At 74.5% G+C, this 19478-nt stretch carries 12 protein-coding genes and 1 pseudogene; 8 read left to right on the top strand and 5 right to left on the bottom strand.

Annotation, left to right across the window (positions count from 1 at the left end):
* Window positions 1–13 precede the first annotated feature (13 nt).
* Window positions 14–240: pseudogene (locus tag ABZ714_RS19990) on the top strand (hypothetical protein); the annotation flags it as partial.
* Window positions 241–290: 50 nt separating this feature from the next.
* Here the strand turns inward: ABZ714_RS19990 and ABZ714_RS19985 are convergent.
* Window positions 291–2111 (bottom strand): serine hydrolase, encoded by a 1821-nt coding sequence (locus tag ABZ714_RS19985; RefSeq protein ID WP_358826590.1) that lies wholly within the window; start codon window positions 2109–2111, stop codon window positions 291–293.
* Window positions 2112–2661: 550 nt separating this feature from the next.
* Between ABZ714_RS19985 and ABZ714_RS19980 the strand changes: the two genes are divergently transcribed.
* The 5 genes from ABZ714_RS19980 (at window position 2662) to ABZ714_RS19960 (ending at window position 11185) form a co-directional block, all read left to right on the top strand.
* Window positions 2662–3768, top strand: a complete 1107-nt coding sequence (locus ABZ714_RS19980; RefSeq protein WP_358826589.1) for an ionic transporter y4hA — start codon at window positions 2662–2664, stop codon at window positions 3766–3768.
* 340 nt (window positions 3769–4108) lie between these two features.
* A complete protein-coding gene (gene lanKC / locus ABZ714_RS19975; RefSeq protein WP_358826588.1) occupies window positions 4109–6715 on the top strand; it encodes a class III lanthionine synthetase LanKC in 2607 nt (868 codons plus the stop codon).
* A gap of 31 nt (window positions 6716–6746) precedes the next feature.
* Window positions 6747–6875, top strand: a complete 129-nt coding sequence (locus ABZ714_RS19970) for a SapB/AmfS family lanthipeptide (protein WP_358826587.1) — start codon at window positions 6747–6749, stop codon at window positions 6873–6875.
* A gap of 597 nt (window positions 6876–7472) precedes the next feature.
* Window positions 7473–9221 (top strand): ABC transporter ATP-binding protein, encoded by a 1749-nt coding sequence (locus ABZ714_RS19965; protein WP_358826586.1) that lies wholly within the window; start codon window positions 7473–7475, stop codon window positions 9219–9221.
* On the top strand, window positions 9218–11185 hold the full coding sequence (locus ABZ714_RS19960; protein WP_358826585.1) for an ATP-binding cassette domain-containing protein: 1968 nt from the start codon (window positions 9218–9220) through the stop codon (window positions 11183–11185). Before ABZ714_RS19965 ends, ABZ714_RS19960 begins: the two co-directional genes overlap by 4 nt.
* Before the next feature lie 63 nt (window positions 11186–11248).
* Here the strand turns inward: ABZ714_RS19960 and ABZ714_RS19955 are convergent, their stop codons facing one another.
* Both ABZ714_RS19955 and ABZ714_RS19950 read right to left on the bottom strand, forming a co-directional pair.
* On the bottom strand, window positions 11249–11854 hold the full coding sequence (locus ABZ714_RS19955) for a response regulator transcription factor (RefSeq protein WP_358826584.1): 606 nt from the start codon (window positions 11852–11854) through the stop codon (window positions 11249–11251).
* 193 nt (window positions 11855–12047) lie between these two features.
* Window positions 12048–13358, bottom strand: coding sequence for an AMP-binding protein (locus tag ABZ714_RS19950; RefSeq protein ID WP_358826583.1), 1311 nt, complete (start codon window positions 13356–13358; stop codon window positions 12048–12050).
* 961 nt (window positions 13359–14319) lie between these two features.
* On the opposite strand from ABZ714_RS19950, the gene ABZ714_RS19945 reads away from it, so the two are divergent.
* The gene (locus ABZ714_RS19945) at window positions 14320–14820 is read left to right on the top strand and encodes a hypothetical protein (RefSeq protein WP_358826582.1); all 501 of its coding nucleotides are present in this window, start codon (window positions 14320–14322) and stop codon (window positions 14818–14820) included.
* Between the two features lie 65 nt (window positions 14821–14885).
* Here the strand turns inward: ABZ714_RS19945 and ABZ714_RS19940 are convergent, their stop codons facing one another.
* A complete protein-coding gene (locus tag ABZ714_RS19940) occupies window positions 14886–17069 on the bottom strand; it encodes a terpene synthase family protein (protein ID WP_358826581.1) in 2184 nt (727 codons plus the stop codon).
* Window positions 17070–17586: 517 nt separating this feature from the next.
* Here ABZ714_RS19940 and ABZ714_RS19935 point away from each other — a divergent pair.
* Window positions 17587–18162 (top strand): hypothetical protein, encoded by a 576-nt coding sequence (locus ABZ714_RS19935; protein ID WP_358826580.1) that lies wholly within the window; start codon window positions 17587–17589, stop codon window positions 18160–18162.
* 129 nt (window positions 18163–18291) lie between these two features.
* Here the strand turns inward: ABZ714_RS19935 and ABZ714_RS19930 are convergent, their stop codons facing one another.
* Window positions 18292–19419, bottom strand: a complete 1128-nt coding sequence (locus tag ABZ714_RS19930; protein ID WP_358826579.1) for an aminoglycoside phosphotransferase family protein — start codon at window positions 19417–19419, stop codon at window positions 18292–18294.
* Window positions 19420–19478 lie beyond the last annotated feature (59 nt).

Raw genomic sequence — 19478 nt, 5'->3', positions numbered from 1 at the left:
TGCGCGGCTGTCGGCCCGGCGCGGGGTGCCACACGGCTCCGGCCCGGGCACCGTCCGATGGGTCGTCGAGCGCGCGAAAGCCTGGATCCACGGCTTCCGCGACTGCGGATCCGCCGGGACATCCGCGACGACGTCCACGAAGCGTTCCTCGAACCGGCCTGCCGCATGATCACCTACCGACGCGTCCGAGCCTTCTGCCAGCTCCTCCACGAAACGGCCCGGCCACCCGATGCGACATAGGCAGAACCGTTCGGGGGGTGCGGGCCCGGGCCCGCACCCTGCCCCGGGCGTCAGTCCTCCGACGCCGTCCAGCCCGCCGGTTCGATCCGGGCCGCGTCGCGCGGCCTCGCCTCGTCGAAGACCGTACGGTGCCCGTCCTCGACCCGGATCCCGTCCACGTACACCCCGCGTCCGACGTACCGCCGGTCGGTCGTGTACCGCCAGCGCAGCCGCAGACCGGTGGAGCGCCACGGCGACAGATCGGCCGTCAGCCGGTGCCAGACCCGGCCCGAGTAGCCGGTGACCGCCCCGGCCGGATGCTCCCGGTCCGGTGCTCCGGCCTTCGAGGTCCGGAACGGCACCGGCAGCCAGGTCGTACCGCCGTCGGTGGTGGCCTCCAGGAAGAGCGCGTCGGCGGCCGGTTCGGTGTCCCACCACATCGAACAGCGCAGCCGCTGCCGTCCCGCCGGGCCGGAGAATCCGGAGAGCTCCGGCAGGGTCAGGGTGGCCGTCGTGCCGGAGGCCGTACCGGCGAACCAGGCGGTCCGGCCGCGGACCGGGCGGACCGGTACCGCGCGGGCCATCCGGTCCGCGGCGGCGACGCGGGGCGCGCTGCCGGACCGCCAGGTGCGCACGGGATGAACCGAGTTGCCGAGGACGACCAGGAACGAGTCCGTCGTCGGGTCCAGGACCAGGCTCGTCCCGGTGAAGCCGGTGTGCCCGGCGGTCGCGGGTGTGGCCATCGCGCCCATGAACCAGTGCTGGTTCAGTTCGAAGCCGAGACCGTGCTCGTCCCCGGGGAACGCGGTGTTGAAGTCGGTGAACATCAGCTCCACCGACTCGGGGCGCAGGATGCGCGCCGTCCCGTAGGAGCCGCCGTTGAGCAGTGTCCGGGCGAGGACCGCGAGGTCCCAGGCGTCGGAGAAGACCCCCGCGTGGCCCGCGACCCCGCCGAAGGAGTACGCGTTCTCGTCGTGGACCTCGCCCCACACCATGCCCCGGTCGAGCCCGGACCACGGCGGCCTGGCGTCCTCGGTGGCGGCGATCCCCGGCCGCCACGACGGCGGCGGGTTGAACCGGGTGCGCGCCATCCCGAGCGGCCCGGTGATCTCGTCGTGGAGCAGTACGTCCAGCGGGCGCCCGGTGAGCTTCTCCAGAATCAGCTGGAGGGTGATCAGATTGAGGTCGGAGTAGACGTACGCGCTCCCCGGCGCCGAGGCGGGCCGCTCGGCCCAGAGCATCCGCAGCTTGCCCTCCCGGGTCGGTTCCCGGTAGAGCGGGATCCACGGCCGGAAGCCGGAGGTATGGGTCAGCAGCTGCCGGACGGTGATGTCCTCCTTGCCCGCCGTGCCGAACTCGGGGAGGTACGAGGCCACCTCGGCGTCCAGCTCCAGCGCGCCCCGCTCCACCAGCTGCACGGCGAGGATCGAGGTGAAGAGCTTGGAGACCGAGGCCAGGTCGAAGACGGTCCCGCGGGTCGTCGGGATCCGCTCGTCCGGCGGGAGTTCGATACCCGTATCGGTCCGCTCGTCGTATCCGGCGTACCGCCGGGCCAGCCCGATCGGCCGGTGCAGCGCGACCGTACCGCCGCGCCCGGCGAGCAGTACGGCCCCCGCGTACCAGGGGCGGGCGGGGGAGGGGCGGAGAAAGGACTCGGCGTCGCCGACCAGCAGATCGAGCTGGGCGGCCAGCAGTCCGGCCCGGGCCGGACTGCCGTGCCGCAGGGTGGGCCGTACACCGCCCCGGGCGGCCGGACCGCCCCCGCCGGGCCCGGTTGCCGCCCGGGCGAAGGGCACCGGGGCCAGCGCCAGCGCGCCGCCCAGGGCCAGCACCCCCAGGCCCGCACTCCTCCGGCCGATGCCTCTGCCCTCCGCCGCCGCGTCCTTGGTCACCCGCGCCTCGATTCCGTCGCGTACCGCTGAAAATATCTTTCGTCGATCCGTTCCGAGATGAAACGTTCTTCCGACCCGCCGCCGCTGTCAACAGTTTCTCCGGGCGCGGCGGTTGGCGACATGTCACCTGACATCTCGCCAGCGGAGGCTTCCGGTCCCCGCCCGGCCCCGATTCCCACGGTGCCTCAGGGGCTGAGGCCCCGGCGTCTCGGCCTTCCGGGGCGCTGCCCCGAGTTACCCGGGCCGCCCGGCGGCCTGATGCCGTCGGCGGTCCGCGGACCGTGAACAAGAATCAGCCGCTGGGCGCGGCCCGGGTAGTGGGCGCTGCTTGGCGGAGCCAAGGCGCTGGGGGTCCGCCATCGCGGAAGGCATAGGGGGCGGAACCGCGCGAACGGCCCACGACGGCGCGCGGCACTCCAGAATGCCGAGGCGCCGGGGCCCGTCGGCGAAGACTCGGGCGCTCCGCGTGCGGCCCGTACCGCCGTGCCCCGCTCCACCATCGGCGCAACACCCCGCGCGCCCGGCCCCCGCCGATGGCACCGTGGCGGTCATGAAGACCGGCACCGGGCAGCCAGCGCTCCTGTCCCAGTGGACCACCTGGGCGCCGGTGGTCGCGGTGATCTCCCTCGCCGCCGGCTGGGGCCGGGAGCTGCCCGGTTTCGCGGTGGCGATCCTGGCGGTCTGTCTCTTCGCGGCGGTACTCGCCGCGGTCCACCACGCGGAGGTCGTCGCCGTCCGGGTCGGCGAACCCTTCGGCTCCATCGTGCTGGCCGTCGCCGTCACCGTGATCGAGGTCGGTCTGATCGTCATGCTGATGATCGGCGGCGGCGACAAGGCGGCCACCTATGCCCGGGACACCGTCTTCGCCGCCGTCATGATCACCTGTAACGGGATCGTCGGCATCTCCCTGCTGGTCGCCACCCTGCGCAACCGGATCGCCGTCTTCAACGCCGAGGGATCCGGCGGCGCGGTGGCCACCGGCACCGCGCTGGCCACGCTCACCCTGGTCCTGCCCACCTTCACCACCGGCCAGCCGGGCGCCCAGTTCACCGGTACCCAGCTCGCCTTCGCCGCGGTCGCGTCCCTGCTGCTGTACGGCCTCTTCATCGGCGTCCAGACGGTCCGCCATCGCGACTACTTCCTGCCCGTACGCCCCGACGGCTCCCCCTGCGGGCCCGACGAGCACGCGGAACCGCCGACCCCGGCCGAGGCCTGGTGGAGCCTGGGCCTGCTGCTGGTCGCCCTGGTCGGGGTGGTCGGCAACGCCAAACTCATCTCGCCCTCGATCGAACGGGGCGTCGCGAACGCCGGACTGCCCAGCGCCTCCGTCGGTGTGGTGATCGCCATGATGGTGCTCCTCCCGGAGACCCTGGCGGCGGTCCGCGCCGCCCGCAACGGCCGGACGCAGACCAGTCTCAACCTCGCCTACGGCTCCGCGATGGCCAGCATCGGACTGACCATCCCGGTGATCGCCCTCGCCACCATCTGGCTGCCGGGCCCGCTGATCCTCGGTGAGGGCCCCACCAATATGGTGCTCCTCGCCCTCACGGCCGTGGTGAGCGCGCTGACCGTGGTGCCCGGCCGGGCGACCCTGCTCCAGGGCGGCGTGCATCTGGTGCTCTTCGCCGCGTTCGTCTTCCTCTCGTTCAGCCCGTGACCACGCCGGGCGCCTGAGCTCTCCCGGCCGTTGCCTCCCGGGCGGCTCCCGCCCCTGACCGGGGCGTGTTCCGCCGTACGCGCCCCGGGTCCGGTGTGGGCGCGCCCGTACCGTATGCCCCCCCGTGCGCCCTGTCCGTGCGCGGTCCCATGTGCTACTCACACGTCCCCCATGTGACCACGGCATGAACGAGACATGACATCAGTGACTGTCCGTGCGCCGGGCCCGGATGGAAATCTCTTCCACGCCGAGAGGCCCCGGACGGACCACCGGACCGGACCCGGCGGCCCCCGTCCGACGGGGGAGCGACCCCGACGGCACCCGAGGGAGAGGGAGACGAGTGAACCCGGAGTACGGCGCGTACTGCCAGGCCGACGGTGACTTCTACGACGCACCGCACCGCGCCCACGGCACCGCCGGCCCCGACGCCTCGTTCTTCGCCCCGGCCCGCAACCCCGTCCCCGACGGCTGGGAGACCCACCCCGGCGGCGACTGGCTCGGCTTCCACCCCGCCGGCACCGAGCTGCCCGCCCAGGGCTGGAAGATCCATGTCTCGGCCGCCGCCGACAACGCCCCGTCCGTCCTGCGCCGGGTCCACGACTACTGTCTGACGCACCGGATCCCGCACAAGTTCGTCCCCGCCCCCCGGCTGCTGCACGTCCGCAACGCCAAGTACGCCGACCGCGGGGGCAGCGGCAAGTTCATCACCGTCTACCCGCTCGACGACGGCTCCTTCCAGCGGATCTGCGAGGATCTGACCGCCCTGCTGGAGGGCGAGCACGGACCGTACGTCCTCAGCGATCTGCGGCTCGGCGAGGGTCCCGTCCACGTCCGGTACGGCGCCTTCGCCGCCCGCTACTGCCTCGGCGCCGACGGCCGCCCGGTCCCCGCGATCGAGAACCCCGACGGCGTCCTCGTCCCCGACCCGCGCGGCCCGTCCCTGCGGACCCCCGCCTGGGTCACCCCGCCCGCCTTCCTCCGCCCGCACCTGGAGGCCCGGGCCGCCCTCGGCACCACCGGGATGCCGTACGAGATCCAGGCCGCCCTGCACTTCTCCAACGGCGGCGGCGTCTACCGGGCCCGTGACACCCGGGACGGCGGGACCGTCGTCCTCAAGGAGGCCAGGCCCCACGCCGGGCTCGCCGCCGACGGGGCCGACGCCGTCGCCCGGCTGGAGCGCGAGCGCGCGGCGCTCGAACAGCTCGCCGGACTCGACTGCGTCCCCGCCGTCCACGAGGCGTTCGACATCGGCGGCCACCACTTTCTCGCCCTGGAGCACATCCAGGGGCACACCCTCAACACCCTGCTCGCCCGCCGCTTCCCGCTCAATGTGCCCGAGCCGTCCGCCGAGGCCGCCGCCGAGCACGCCGCGTGGGTCGCCCGGATCCACGGCCTCGTCGAGGCCGCCGTCCGCCGGATCCACGACCGCGGCCTGGTCTTCAGCGATCTGCACATGAACAACATCATGGTCTCCGAGGACGAGACCCGGGTGGTCCTGCTCGACTTCGAGGCCGCCTTCCCGGCCGCCGACGAGAACCGGCGCCAGACCGTCGCCAACCCGGCCTTCGTCGCCCCCGCCGACCGCACCGGCACCGGCATCGACCAGTACGCCCTGGCCTGCCTCCGGCTCGCCCTGCTGCTGCCGCTGACGACGCTGTTCTTCATCGACCGGGGGCGCGCCCCCCGGCTCGCCCGGGACGCGGCCCGGCTCTTCGGTATCGACGCGGCCCCGCTCGCGTCCGCCGTACGGGAGATCGTCCGCGGCACCCCCGCCGAACACGGCCCGGGGCCCGAGGTCCCCGAGCCGGCCGACTGGCCGCGCAGCCGGGACTCCATGGCGCGGGCGATCGCCGCCTCCCTCACCCCCGAACGCGACGACCGCTGCTTCCCCGGCGACATCGCCCAGTTCACCACCCCCGCCGGGGGCCGGAACTTCGGCACCGGCGCCGCCGGAGTGCTCTACGCGCTCCGCGAGACCGGCGCCCCGCCCTGCCCCGAGGCCGAGGAGTGGCTGCTCGCCCGGACCAAGTCCACGGCCCCCGGCACCCCGCCCGGATTCCACGACGGACTCGCGGGCATCGCCTGGACCCTGCACCGCCTCGGCCACCACGACCGGGCCGCCGAACTCGCCCGGCTCGTCGCCGACCAGCCCCTCGACCGGTTCTCCGCCGACCTCCACAGCGGCCAGGCGGGCATCGCCCTCGCCCTCGACGACCTCGCCCGGGACGCCTCGGGCCGGGACGCCGCCGTCCTGCGGGCCGCGGCCGACCGCTGCGCCGGATACGCCGCCAGGTCCCTGACCGAGGGCAGGCCCTCGCCCCGGACCGGACTGCTGCACGGCGCGACCGGACTCGCCCTCCTCTTCGTCCGCCGCTACGAGACCACCGGCGACCCGGCCCTGCTCGATCTGGCCGCCGCCGCCCTCGGCCGCGACCTCGACCGCTGCAAGCCCGGCGCCGGGGACGCCCTCCTGGTCGTCGAGGGCAAACGGCTGATGCCCTATCTGGGCGCGGGCAGCGCCGGAATCGCCCTCGTCCTCGACGAGTATCTGGCCCACCGCCCCGACGAACGGTTCGAGGCCGCCCGCCGGGCGATCGCACCCGGCGCGGGATCAGCCTTCTACGTCCAGCCCGGGCTCTACCGGGGCGTGGCCGGGCTCGTCCTGCACCTCGCCCGTACCCCGGCCGTCGACCCGGCCGAACGGGACCGCGCGATCGCCCGCCACCTCGGCCTCCTCGGCCTCGAAGCCACCCCCTACCAGGGCGAACTCGCCTTCCCCGGGGAGCAGCTGATGCGCCGCTCGATGGACCTGGCCACCGGCACCGCCGGAGTGCTGCTCGCCCTCGGCGCGGTCTTCGGGGACTCCCCGGCGACCCTGCCCTTCCTCACGCCGCACCGACGCGGCCCACAGACCGGCCCCACCCAGGGGTCGCGCACCACCGTGTAACCAATCGTCCCCACGAAAGAAGGAGAACGTCATGGCGCTTCTCGACCTCCAGGCCCTCGACACCGTCGAGGAAGAGGCGTTCGGCGACGTCGAGACCGGGAGCAACCTGAGCCTCACGTCCTGCGGCCACCACAGCTACCTGAGCCTGCTGGCCTGCTGACGCCTACCCGGCGTAAGGACCGGTCCCGGGCCCCGCGCCCGGGACCGGTCCCGTCCGTGGTGCGCCCGGGACCGCCGCACCTCCGCCCCGCACCCGGAAGGACCACCCGCGTATGACACCCCGCCGGATCCGCCGGCCGGACCCCTCCCACCGGGCCCGCCGGACCCCGGCACGCCCCGGCGGCCCACCCGCCGGGGAGGGCCGTCACCACGACGCCGCCCGGCCGCGAGCCGGGGCCTGCGGCGTCCGTCGCGCACCGGCACGACGGCGGCCGGGATCCCCCCTGCGTAGCCCGGACGCGGTCCTCTCGTACGGGACGCACCCGGGACACCCCGAAGACGCGGGCGGCGTCAACCGCGCCCCGACGGCCGCGAGGACGCGGACACGTACCGGGCGCCGCGTACCGGCCGGTCCGCCGACGACACGGTCCGGGACCCCGGCCCACGGGAAACACCCCGGGGCGCGCCCGGGGGAACCGGTGACTCCCGGCACACCCGGCGGGCGTCCGACCGCCCCGCGAGCCCCCGCGCCGCCCACCGCGGGCCCCGCCCCCCGGGCCGACGGCCCCGCCCTCCGTACCCGCTCCCGGCGGCTCCCGTGACCCGCCGTCACCCGGCGGGGCCGCCGCCCGGCCCCGGCCGGTCGGTACCCGTCGTCCTCGTCCTCTGCTCGGTCGGCGCCGCCCTGGCCGCACTCGCCCTGCCCGCCGCCCTCGGCCACACCCTGGACCGGGCGGTCTCCGGCCACGGCGTCCCCTGGACCGGTCTCGCGCTCTGCGCCGGGCTGACCGCCGCCGAAGCCGCCCTCGACGCCCTCGTCGTCCTGCTCGGCGGTACCGGAACCGCCGTCCGCGCGGCCCGGCTGCGGACCGCCGTCGTCGACCGGCTGCTCCGCGCCGCCCCCGACCGGGCCGGTGAACTGCCACCCGGCGACCTCACCACCCGGGCCACCGCCAACGCCGCCGACGCGGCCTCCGTACCCGTCTCGGCCGCCGCCGCCGTCGCCGCGGCCGTACTGCCCGCCGGGGCCGTCGCCGCCCTGCTCGCCGTCGACCCCTGGACCGGGCTCGCCCTCGTCGCCGGGCTGCCCGCCGCCGCCCTGCTGCTCCGGGCCCTGGTCCGCCGTACCGCCGACGCCACCGCCGACTACCAGCGGGAACAGGCCACCGTCGCGACCCGGCTCACCGAGGCCGTCGACGGCGTCGCCACCGTACGAGCCGCCGGAACGGCCGCCCGCGAGCACCGGCGGATCACCGAACCCCTCACCCGGCTCACCGCCCACGGCCTGCGCACCTGGCGGATCCAGGGCACCGCCACCGGCCGGGCGGCCGTACTGATGCCGCTGCTCACCGTCGTCGTGCTGGCCGTCGCCGGCACCCGGCTCGCGGCGGGCGCGCTCACCGTCGGCGAACTCCTCGCCGTCTCCCGCTACGCCGTCCTCGCCATGGGCCTGGGCGCCCTCACCACCACCCTCGGCGCCCTCGCCCGGGGCCGCGCCGCCGCCCTCCGGCTCGAACCACTGTTCGCCCTCGACCCCGTACCGCATCGCTCCCTCACCCTCCCCGCCGGCGGAACCGGACGGCTGGAACTGCGCGATGTCGGCGTCCACCGCGACGGGCGCGCCCTGCTGACCGGCATCACGCTCACCGTGCCCGGCGGTACCTCCGCCGCCGTCGTCGGCCGCTCCGGCGCGGGCAAGTCCCTGCTCGCCGCCGTCGCCGCCCGGCTCACCGACCCCGACACCGGGACCGTCGCCCTCGACGGCGTACCCCTCGACGGAATCGACCCGGTACGGCTCCGCCACGACGTCGCCTGCGCCTTCGCCCGCCCCGCCCTGCTCGGTACGACCGTCGAGGACACGGTCGCCCTCGGCCCCGGCCGGCCGGATCCCGCCGCCATCGAGACCGCCCTGCGGGACGCCTCCGCCGACGGCTTCGTCGCCCTGCTGCCCCGGGGACGGCATACGGCCCTCGCCGAGGCCCCCCTCTCCGGCGGCGAGTACCAGCGCCTCGGTCTGGCCCGTGCCCTCGTCCGGCCCGTCCGGCTGCTCGTCCTCGACGACGCCACCTCCAGCCTCGACACCGTCACCGAAGCCCGGGTACGGCGCGCCCTCGACCGCCGGGCGGGCGCCGCCACCCGGCTCGTGGTCGCCCACCGCGCCGCGACGGCCGCCGCCGCCGACCGGGTCGTCTGGCTGGAGCACGGCCGGATCCGCGCGGTCGGACCGCATCAGGACCTCTGGCGCGACCCGGCCTACCGGGCCGTCTTCGAACCCCCCGAGGCGGCGGACGTACCCGCCGGGCCGGTGGACGAACCCGCCGGTACGGCGCCGGGGGTACGGCCGTGACGGCGGCGGCACCCGGCCCCGAACGGCGCCCCGCCCCGGGCGCGGTCCGCCGGGTCACGGCCGAGGGCGTCCCCTTCCTGCGAGCCCGGCGCCGCGCGCTCCGACGGCTCGCCGCCTGGTCCCTGCTGGAGTTCGCCCAGACCTTCACCGGCGGCTACGCCGTGGCCCGCGCCCTCGACGACGGCTTCCTCGCCGGGGCGACCGCCACCGGCATGCTCTGGCTCGCGCTCTCGGCCGTCGCCGTCGTCCCCGCCCTCCTCGCCCAGCGGGGCGTCTTCGCCGCCCTCGCCGGACTGGTGGAACCGCTGCGGGACGGACTCGTCCGCCGGGCCGCGGCCCGGGCGCTCGTCGAAGGCCCCGACCGGCCCGATGCCGCCGGACCGGCCGTCTCACGGGTCACCCACCAGAGCGAGATCGCCCGCGACGGCTGGGCCGGACTGGTCCTGGCCGTCCGTGGCTTCGTCTTCACCGCGGCCGGGGCGGTCGCCGGACTCGCCGCGCTCTCCCCGCTGCTGCTGATCGTGGTGCTGCCGCCGCTGCTCGCCGGTACCGGACTCTTCCTCGCCACCCTGGCCCCGATGGGCTCCCGGCAGCGCGCCTATCTCGACGCCGACGAGGACTTCGCCGCCCACACCGGACAGGCCGCGGCGGCTCTGCGCGACATCGCCGCCGCCGGGGCCGCGGGACCGGTGGGGGAGAGGAGCCGGGAACTGGCCGAGGCGCAGACCGGGGCGGCCCGGTCCCTGGCCCGGTGGAGCGCCGTACGGATCCTCGCCCTGGCCGTCGGCGAACGGCTCCCCCCGCTGCTGCTGCTGGCCGCCGCGCCCTGGCTGCTGGCGCGGGGGCTGACCACCGGCGAACTCGTCGGCGCCTTCGGCTATCTGACGATGTCCCTGGGCCCGGCCCTCAACGCCCTGCTGGCCGCCCTCGGTACCGCCGGGGGACGGCTCCTGGTCGTCCTCGACCGGTTCACCGGCCCGGTGGCCCTGCCGCCCGACCCGGCGGAGGATCCGGCGGAGGAGCCCGGAGCACCCGCCGCCGGGCCCGGCACCGTACCGGAACCCGGCAGCCCCGCCGGGACCGGCCCGCGTACCGGCGCGACGGCGGCGGGACCACGACCGCCGGGATCCCCGCCGCCCATGCCGTCCCGGCCGGCCATGCCGTTGATGCCGCGCCCGGCCGCGCCCCGGGCCGAGCTGCGGTCCGTCTCGTTCGCGTACGGCCCCCACGCCCGGCCCGTACTCGACCGGCTCGATCTGCGGCTCGACGCCGGGGACCATCTCGCGGTCGTCGGCCCCAGCGGCAGCGGCAAATCCACCCTCGCCGCCGTCCTCGCGGGCCTCACCACCCCCACCGGCGGCGAGGTCCGCTGGCTGGGCCGCCCCGTCCCGGGGGCCGAACCCACCGCCGTCCGAACCCTGCTGCCCCAGCGGCCGTACGTCTTCACCGGAACGCTCCGCGACAATCTGCGCTATCTCCGCCCCCGCGCCCGCGACCGGGAGATCGCCGCCGCCGTCGCCGCCGTCGGGCTCGACGCCCTCGCCGAGCGACTCGGCGGACTCGACGCCGTCCTCGACCCGCGGCTCCTCTCCCAGGGGGAGCGGCAGCTCGTCGCCCTCGGCCGGGCCCATCTCGCCACCGCCCCGCTGCTGATCCTCGACGAGGCGACCAGCCATCTCGACCCCGCCGCCGAGGCCCGGGCCGAACGCGCCCTCGCGGCCCGCGCGGACACCCTCGTCGTCATCGCCCACCGGGTCACCTCGGCCCGCCGAGCCGCCCGGATCCTGGTCATGGACGGGACCCGGACCGAGTACGGCACCCCCGGCGAACTGCCCGCACGCTCCGCGTTCTTCCGTGAACTGACCGGTGTCCGGCCGACCCCGCCGACGCCTTCCCCGGAGTCCGCCCCACCCCCGGCCATCCCGCCCCCGCATCCGGCGGACCTCGCCCGCCGACCTCACTGATCCCCCGCCGCCTCGCCCGATCCCGGCGTCCGCGGTGGTTCTCCACATGCCCGTCGGACGGACTCAGAGCCAGCCGAAGTCTCTGGAGAGCCGTATCGCGTCCAGTCTGTTGCGCCCGCCCGTCTTCCGTATCGCCGCCGCCAGGTAGTTCCGGACGGTACCGCTCGCCAGGTGCAGGGCGCTGGCTATCGAGGTCACCGACTCGCCCTCCGCGGCCAGTTCCAGTACCCGTAACTCCCGGGGCGACAGCGGTACCTCCGAGGCGCGCAAGAGGCCGAAAGCGAGCGATTCGTCGATATGTCTGCCGCCCGCCGCCACCTTGCTCACCGCGGCCCCCAGACTGCCCACGGGACCGAGCTTGTCGACATACCCGGTGGCCCCGGCGTCCCCGGCGCGGCGCAGGTCACCCGTACGGTCGGCCCGGGCCAGCACCACCAGGCCGGGGCGGAACTCCTCATCGGCGCGCAGTGCCTCCATGAAGGTCAGCACCTCCATGGAGTGCGGACACTCCAGGTCGGTGACCACGACGTCCGGTGGACATTCCGCCACCGCCGCCTTGACGCCGCCCTTGTCCGTGGCCCGGATCACCAGGCTCCCGTCCTGACCGAGCAGACAGGCCAAAGAGGCCCGCCACAGCGAAACCGCGTGGACCAGCAGAACGCTTGTCATGCGATGTTCCTCCACTTGTGACTCCACACCTCCAGCGCGTGCGGCCGACGCGCTGTGCGCCACTGTTAACCAGTTCAGCACGGTTGAAACACGCACCACTGACTAAGTGACTAATACGCCCGGTGGCGTCCGGCCGCTGGCCGAATCCACGTCCGGAATATGACCTACCGGTAACTCCATTCGAATAATTGTTTTACGCCTTTTCCGGTGCCGCCCCCGGCCGCCGGAGATCCACCACCCGCCGCAGCTTCCCCGTGGAGCGCTCCAGCGTCCCCGGGTCCACCACCTCCGCCAAGACCGACACCCCGGCCCCCGCCTTCACCGCCGCCACCACGGCCCGGCCCGCCTCCGCCCGCCCCGCCGCCGAGAGCCCGGGCCGCGCTTCGGCCCGTACCGTCAACTCGTCCAGCCGTCCGCGCCGGGTCAGCCGCAGCTCGAAGTGGGGCGAAAGACCTGGCGTGGCCAGCACGATCTCCTCGATCTGAGCCGGAAAGAGATTCACCCCGCGGACGATCAGCAGATCGTCGCCGCGTCCCGACACCCTGGCCATCCGCCGGAACGCGGGCGCCGCCGTACCCGGCAGCAACCGGGTCAGATCCCGGGTCCGGTACCGTACGAGCGGCATCGCCTCCCTGGTCAGACCGGTCAGCACCAGCTCGCCCGGCTCACCGTCCGGCAGTGGCTCACCGGTCGCCGGGTCGACCACCTCGGGCAGGAAGTGGTCCTCCCACACATGGAGGCCGTCCTTGACCGACACGAACTCCTGAGCCACCCCCGGCCCCATGACCTCCGACAGACCGTAGACATCGACGGCGTCCAGCGCGTACCGCTCCTCGATCTCCCGCCGCATCGCCTCCGTCCACGGCTCCGCCCTCAGGACGGCCACCCGGAGCGACGTGGCCCGCGGATCCACCCCCTGCCGCTCGAACTCGTCCAGCAGCGCCAGCAGATACGACGGCGTCACCAGGATCGCGTCGGGCCGCAGGTCGGCGATCAGCCGGACCTGGCGGGCGCTCATCCCGCCGGACGCGGGGACGACCGTACAGCCCAGCCGTTCCGCGCCGTAGTGCGCCCCGAGACCCCCGGTGAACAGGCCGTATCCGTACGAGACATGGACCGTGTCGGACGGCCGGATCCCGGCCGCGCGCAGGGAACGGGCCATCAGCCCGGCCCAGACGTCCAGATCACCGGCCGTATAGCCGACCACCGTCGGTACCCCGGTCGTACCACTGGAGGCATGGATCCGGCGCAGGCGCGACCGGGGTACGGCGAACATGCCCCACGGATGACCGGCCCGCAGATCGTCCTTGGTGGTGAAGGGGAACCGGGCGAGATCGGCGAGCGTCCGGCACTCCTCCGGCCGGACCCCCGCCGCGTCGAACGCGGCCCGGTAGTGCGGAACGCACTCGTACGCCCGGCGCAGCGTCACCCGCAGCCGCTCCAGCTGAAGCTCCCTCAGCTCCGGCGCCGTCAGCCGCTCCGCCGCGTCCCGCGGGTCCGTCATCCCCGGCTCCTCCCACTCGTTCCGGCCACCGTCCGTGCGGGCCGATCATCACGCGGCGGGCGGACCACCGGAAGACCGCCGCGGCGAGTGCCCGCGCGCCGCCCCGGTGAACGTCCGGAAGATGGGCGGGAAAGGAGGGCCGCGCCCCCGGGCCGCCGCCGTCGCGGCGGCGGCCGACCCCGCTCGCCGCTACGGGTGCCGGGCTCGCGGTCCCGAGGACCGGCCGGAGACGAAGGTGTCGTCCCACCGGAGAGCCGGTCGCGGGAACACGGCGAACCGTGCCGCACGGAATCCCGGCGGCAGCGCGCCCTCCGGGGTGTTCCGCCGGATCTTCATCCCTCCCCCTGGAAATTGGATTGCGGCGATCCGCCCATCCGGACGCCGAGTGCGGCTCGTGGAACGAGCCGTCGTGGCTGCCGGAGTTCCGGAAATCGCGGCGGCCCGGCGGCTGGCCGAATTTCCACAGCGCCTCGATCATGCGTTCTTCCTGCCGCTCTGCGACGACCCGCTGTTCGGCCTGCGTGACGACGTCGATATTGATCCCTTTACTGACCGGAAAGAGCGGATGGGAATCCGGGACGGCCGGGGGCAGGGCCCGGTGAAAGGGCGGGAACGCGGCTCCGCCGACCAGGCCGGCGACCGCCTTCTCCGGCGGATCCCCTTCCGTCCGAGAGCGGACCGGCCCGTCCGGCCGCCCCTCGGGGCGAGCGTACGAGCCGCCGCGGACCCGCCCGCCCCGGCGGGGCGGGCGCGTCGGCCCCCGGCCCAGCCCCCGGAGGCCGAGCCGCGCCCATCCCTCGACCTGGACCTCGACCCGAGGGTGAGGGTCAACCCGTCCGGCGGAGCCCTCGCCACCGCGCCGGTGACGGCCGCCCGGACGGATCCGGATCGGCGAAACCCCCGCCACCTGACGGGCCCGCCCGGAGTCCGGCCACCGGGCCGGGCCACGTACCATGGCGGTATGTCCTTCCTCCGCCGCCGCAGCCCCGCCACACCCGCGGGCCCGGACTTCGACGTCCTGGCCATGGACCCGGGGGACTGGCCCGGAAATCTCGGCGCGGGACTGCTGCCCGCCCCCGACGGCACCTGCCAGGGCGTCTTCCTCCGGTACGACCTGTTCGGCGGCCGCGGCCCCGCCATGATCATCGGCAATCTGCCGGAGGGCTCCCCGGCCCGGGAGCTGGAGGAGGGCCAGGTCCCCTTCGAGGTGGCCCAGCTGCTGCTCGCGCTGGAGAACGACGAGCCCGTCGAGGTCACCGGCTCCGAGGACGTCCCCGTGATGCAGGGCGACAATCTGCTGATCGTCCGGCGGCTGAAGCTCACCGAGAGCCGGATCTCCTGCGTCCAGTTCGACCGCAGTGACAATGTCCTGGTCACCATCGCCAGCTGGGACCGCCCCATCACGGACGATCTGTACGCCCTGCTCAAGCCGCTGCCCGCGGAGCTGTTCCAGCAGGGCTGAGCGGTAACGGCGCGCCGGGCGGCCCCCGACGGGGCGGCCCGGCGCGTTCCGTTTCCCGGCCGGGGTCAGCGCACCGCCGGTCCCGCCAGCCGGGCCGCGGCCGTTCCCAGCCCCTTCGGACCGCCGAGGCGTGCGGTGCCCGCCCCGGACCGGACGTCCTCGGGGCCGTACCGCCGTACCGTCCGATGCCAGTGGAGAATCCCCGCCAGCCAGTCCTCCAGCTCGCCCACATAGGCGGAGAGCGCCCCGCGCTCCCGCTGCCCCAGTGCGAAGTCGTCGCAGAGCAGCGGTAGTTCATGTGCCTTGATATGGAGGAACTGCCGCAGCCGCCCCGCCATCAGATCGGCCACGATCCCCACCGCCGACGGGTAGTCGCAGCCGAAGAACACCTCCACGACCAGCACCGCGTTGTGCAGCTCGCCCTCGACCTCGATCTCCTTCTGGTACGAGAAGAGGTCGTTCACCAGACTGGCATAGCTGACGGCCGCGGCCACCAGGCTCGTCACCGGGCCGCTGCGCAGGACCGCGTTCGGCACCGCCCGCTCGTGCCGCAGCCGGCTGAGCAGCATGGTCAGATCGGAGCCGAAGGTGTGGCGCCGCATCTCCAGATAGTCCACCGGATCGGGAACCCGGTGCTGCGCCGTGTTCATCAGCTCCCACAGCCAGCTGTCCAGCATCACCCCGATCGCGGTCCGCAGCTCCGCCCGGGCCGGTGGCGCCATCGGCCCCGCCGTCCGCGCCCACAGCTCCGCCAGCCCGCGTTCCATGGGGCTCACCGCGAACGCCGGGGCGGCGGCGGGCTCGTCCAGCGGCAGACAGCTCATGAGCCGCTCGTTCGTCAGCCGGGCGCCCGCGATGTCGCGGGTGCGTCCGAAGACGACGGGGTAGTAGTCGTCGGCATAGGTGCCCCAGGTCAGCCAGAGGGCGCTCAGTTCCAGCTCCTCCCGCGTGGCGTCCGGGTCGATCCCCGCCGAGCAGAGCGCGAAGTCGAAGCCGCGCAGCATCCGGGCGTCCCAGATGTCTCCGAGCAGCCCCATCCGCTCCGCCCAGGCGATCGACGCATCCAGGGCCGCCTCGTGGTGCGGGTTGAGCCGCAGGGGGAACGGCAGTGCCAGTTCGGGCAGGAGCGAGGGGCCGGTCCGCCGGTACGGGGTGTGCGACAGGGCCCGCAGCCGGGCCTCGGCGGGACGGCCGAAGAGATTGCGGACGTCGAACGCCGAACCGCCGAGCGGTCCGCCGGAGCGGGAACCGGTCCCGGCCCGCTCGTTCATGTAGCGGCTCGACCGCAGGTGCCAGGCGTGACCGCCGGACTGCCAGTCCTGCAGCCCCTTGACGTAGAGCGCGATCGCCGCGACCTCGTCCGGGGCCGGGCCCCGCTCCAGGCAGAGCGCCGGGACCTCGGTCGCCGCGGTGTTCTCGAACTGATGGAGCCGGGAGGTGAGCAGGTCGTTGACCGCCTCGGCCGCCTGCTGCGTCGGACAGCCGAGAAAGGTCTCCAGGACCAGGACGCCATTGCTCAGCTCGCCCTCCTCCTCGACTTCCCGCTGGTAGGAGAAGAGGTCGTTGCGGAGATGGACGGCGTCGGCGAAGCATTCGGTGAGCACCCGCAGCGGACGGGACCTGGCCACGGACGCGGGCAGTTCGGCTCCGGTCGCGAACTCCACCAGCTGGGCCGACCAGGGGGCGCCGCCGACTTTGCGGCGCATCTCGACGTACTCGACCGGATTGGCCACCCGGCCCTCGTCGATGTTGGCCAGCTCCCAGTCGGACTCGTTGAGCAGATCGCGGGTGGACTCGGTGAACCGGGCCAGCCACCCCGGCCCCATGGCGGGCACGGTCCTGCGCCACAGATCGGCGAGCCCGGCCTCGACGGGATCGGCCGGCTCCGGCAGCTCCGTACCGGGATCCACGGGCATGAACGCGGCCAGCCGGTCGAGATGGGCCCGGCCGCCCCGGCGGTCCCGGGGCCGCTTGAACATCTCCAGGAAGTGGTCGTCGAAGAAGAAGACCCAGACGTACCAGTCGGTGACCAGGGCGAGGGTCTCCGCGTCGCAGTCGGGGTGGGTGTAGGCGCAGAGCCCGGCGTAGTCGTGCGCCTCCAGGTCCCGCTCCTCCCAGACGCCCGACCCCTCCAGCATTCCCATGGAGCGGGCCCAGGCCCGGGTATGGGTCCGGGCCGACTCCACGGCCGGGTTGAGCCGGGCCGGCCAGGGCAGATAGAAATCGGGCAGGACAAAGGGCTGAGCCATGCGTGCCGGGCCTCTCGGATCGTGCGGACGTTCTCGCCGCCAGTGTCTGCCCGTCCCCCGTATGGAGCACGCCCCGAACCCATTAGTCATATCAACGTACGAACGCATCGAAGGGCGCGCGCTTCGACCTCGATGCGCCTCTGAATGCCGCGCACGCCCCCTCTCAGCAGCCATCGGGCCTTCGGTCCCGCCGCGAGCCGGGCGGGCGGTCCGGTGTCACGTATCACCCCTGGGCGCGATCCCTCGAACGCCCTTGCGGCCGACCGATGTCCGTCCGGCCGTCCGACCGCGCGGCCACCCGGCTCGGCCGGGGGCGGTCCGCCGGGCGGTCCCGTCGGGGTGGCCGCCGCCTGTGCCCTCCCGAACCGTCCGACGCCCCGTCATACCCCGCTGACCGGCCGCAAGTCGAAGATCTGTTCCCGGTACAGGTGTTCGTCGGTCCGTGTACGATCTGCCGGGTCGTCCGTACACCACCACCCGGCGGCGCCGCACCGGGGACCGGCAGTGGGGGGAGCAGATGCAGAGGGTCAGAGTCCCGCGCGACGTCACCGAACTCCTCACCGGCGCCGTCCGCGACCGCGGCTGGAAGGGCCCCGCCCACCATGCCGTCGGCGGGCGGGAGCGCAACGGCTCCTGGCGCCAGGCGGCGGCCATCGGCGCCGTCGCCCTGCTGGTCGGCGGACTGACGACCTGGGGCCTGATCGAGGTCCGGGACGAACTCGACGGCCGGGTCGCGCTCGGACTCGGCTTCGGCTATCTGATCACCCTGATCGTCGGCCTCGCCGCCGTCGCCCACCGGCCGGGACCCGAGCGTCCCGCCGTCTGGATCCAGCTCTACGAGGACGGACTCGCCCACTACCGCCAGGGCGCCCACCGGCCCACCGTCCTCGCCTGGGACGAGATCGAACGGGCCGACCACCACATCACCCGGATCGAGGACTCCTCCGGCCGGGAGGTCCGCCGCGTCCACTCCCTCAGCGTCACCCCCGTACCGGACCCGGTCCGCAGGGTCCGGCGCGGCACCGTCGCTCTGCCGCCCGGCTTCCCCGACGCCGAGGTACTGGCCAGGTACGTCACCGGCCGCACCCGCTGACCGGCGGAACCGCCCCACCGCCCCGCTCCGAACCCTCCCGCCCCGAACCGCCGCGGGCCCGGTACCGAAGTACCGGGCCCGTCGCGCCGGTCGTCCGCCCGGCCCGGGGGATGCGCCCCGGCCGGTGCTCTACCGCGTGCCGACCGCCGCCCGGACCGCCCGGCGGGCCATCGCGCAGTCGTCGTGCAGCCGCCGCAGCAGCAGCCGCTGGACCTCACCCGCCGAAGGACCGCCGGACCCGGCCGCCGCCCCGCTCACCGGCGGCGCCTCCCGCATGGTCCGCTGGACCGCCGTCTCGTAGGTACGGATCTCCCGGGTCAGCACCAGCATCAGATTGACCAGGAACGCGTCCCGGGCCGCAGGCCCCTTGCGGCCCGCGAGCTGACTGATCCGCCGCCGCTCGCCCGGCGCGTCCCCGAGCACCGCCCAGAGCGTCGCCAGGTCGTACCCGGGCAGATACCAGCCCGCGTGCTCCCAGTCGACCAGCACCGGACCGGTGGGGGAGAGCAGGATGTTGGAGAGCAGCGCGTCACCGTGGCAGAACTCGGCCACCGGGCCCCGCCCGCCGGTGGACCAGGGGCCGCGCAGCAGCTTCTGCAGATCGCCCAGATCACGGTCGGTGAAGAGACCGAGTTCATGGTGGCGGGTGATCCGGGACGCGTAGTCCAGCGGCGCGTCGAAGAGACCGGCGGGCGGGCGCCAGTCGTTGAGCCGGACGATCGCGCCCACCGCGGCCCGGACGTCCGGCCTCGGCGGAGCCTCCGCCGGATGCCTGCTCAGCGCCGCGGCCCGGCCCGGCATCCGCTCGATCACCAGGGTGCAGTTCTCCGGATCGGCGGCTACCAGCCGCGGTACCCGGACGTCCTGGGGGCGGTGCCGGACGAAGGTGCGATATGCCGCTATTTCGTGCCGGAACCTCTCGGTCCACACCGGCGAGTGGTCCAGCAGGCACTTGGCCACGGCGGTGGTCCGCCCGGTCGTCCCGACGATCAGTACGGAACGTCCGCTGCGCCGCAGCACCTGCACCGGATGGAACTCCGGGCAGATCCGGTGCACCGACGCCACCGCCATCCGCAACTGCGCGCCCTGGGGGCCGGAGAGATCGATTCTGCCGCTGAGCGGCTGGCCCACCGCGGGAACCGGGCGCCGCAACCGGCCCGCGGCGGGCTTGGGATCGAGATACGGTCCGGTGCCGACCGGCACGGCGGGGCGCTGCGGCCGGATCGGGGCGGACACGGAGGACGATGCTGTGTACATGGGGAGAGCAGATCCCTTCGTGCGCCGACGGATTGCGCGCACCGCCCCGGTCCGCATCG

This window comes from Streptomyces sp. NPDC006798 (genome assembly GCF_040635975.1).
Classification (GTDB): Bacteria; Actinomycetota; Actinomycetes; order Streptomycetales; family Streptomycetaceae; genus Streptomyces.
The sequence above is the reverse complement of the archived record's forward strand: the minus strand, read 5'-3'. Positions and strand labels throughout refer to the sequence as shown.

What these genes read in the sequence shown, in the direction of transcription:
- ABZ714_RS19935 (WP_358826580.1), top strand. Translation starts at nt 17,587, where the DNA reads ATGCAGAGGGTCAGAGTCCCGCGCGACGTCACCGAACTCCTCACCGGC.
- ABZ714_RS19940 (WP_358826581.1), bottom strand. Translation starts at nt 17,069, where the DNA reads ATGGCTCAGCCCTTTGTCCTGCCCGATTTCTATCTGCCCTGGCCGGCC.
- ABZ714_RS19945 (WP_358826582.1), top strand. Translation starts at nt 14,320, where the DNA reads ATGTCCTTCCTCCGCCGCCGCAGCCCCGCCACACCCGCGGGCCCGGAC.
- ABZ714_RS19980 (WP_358826589.1), top strand. Translation starts at nt 2,662, where the DNA reads ATGAAGACCGGCACCGGGCAGCCAGCGCTCCTGTCCCAGTGGACCACC.
- ABZ714_RS19930 (WP_358826579.1), bottom strand. Translation starts at nt 19,419, where the DNA reads ATGTACACAGCATCGTCCTCCGTGTCCGCCCCGATCCGGCCGCAGCGC.
- ABZ714_RS19955 (WP_358826584.1), bottom strand. Translation starts at nt 11,854, where the DNA reads ATGACAAGCGTTCTGCTGGTCCACGCGGTTTCGCTGTGGCGGGCCTCT.
- ABZ714_RS19970 (WP_358826587.1), top strand. Translation starts at nt 6,747, where the DNA reads ATGGCGCTTCTCGACCTCCAGGCCCTCGACACCGTCGAGGAAGAGGCG.
- ABZ714_RS19950 (WP_358826583.1), bottom strand. Translation starts at nt 13,358, where the DNA reads ATGACGGACCCGCGGGACGCGGCGGAGCGGCTGACGGCGCCGGAGCTG.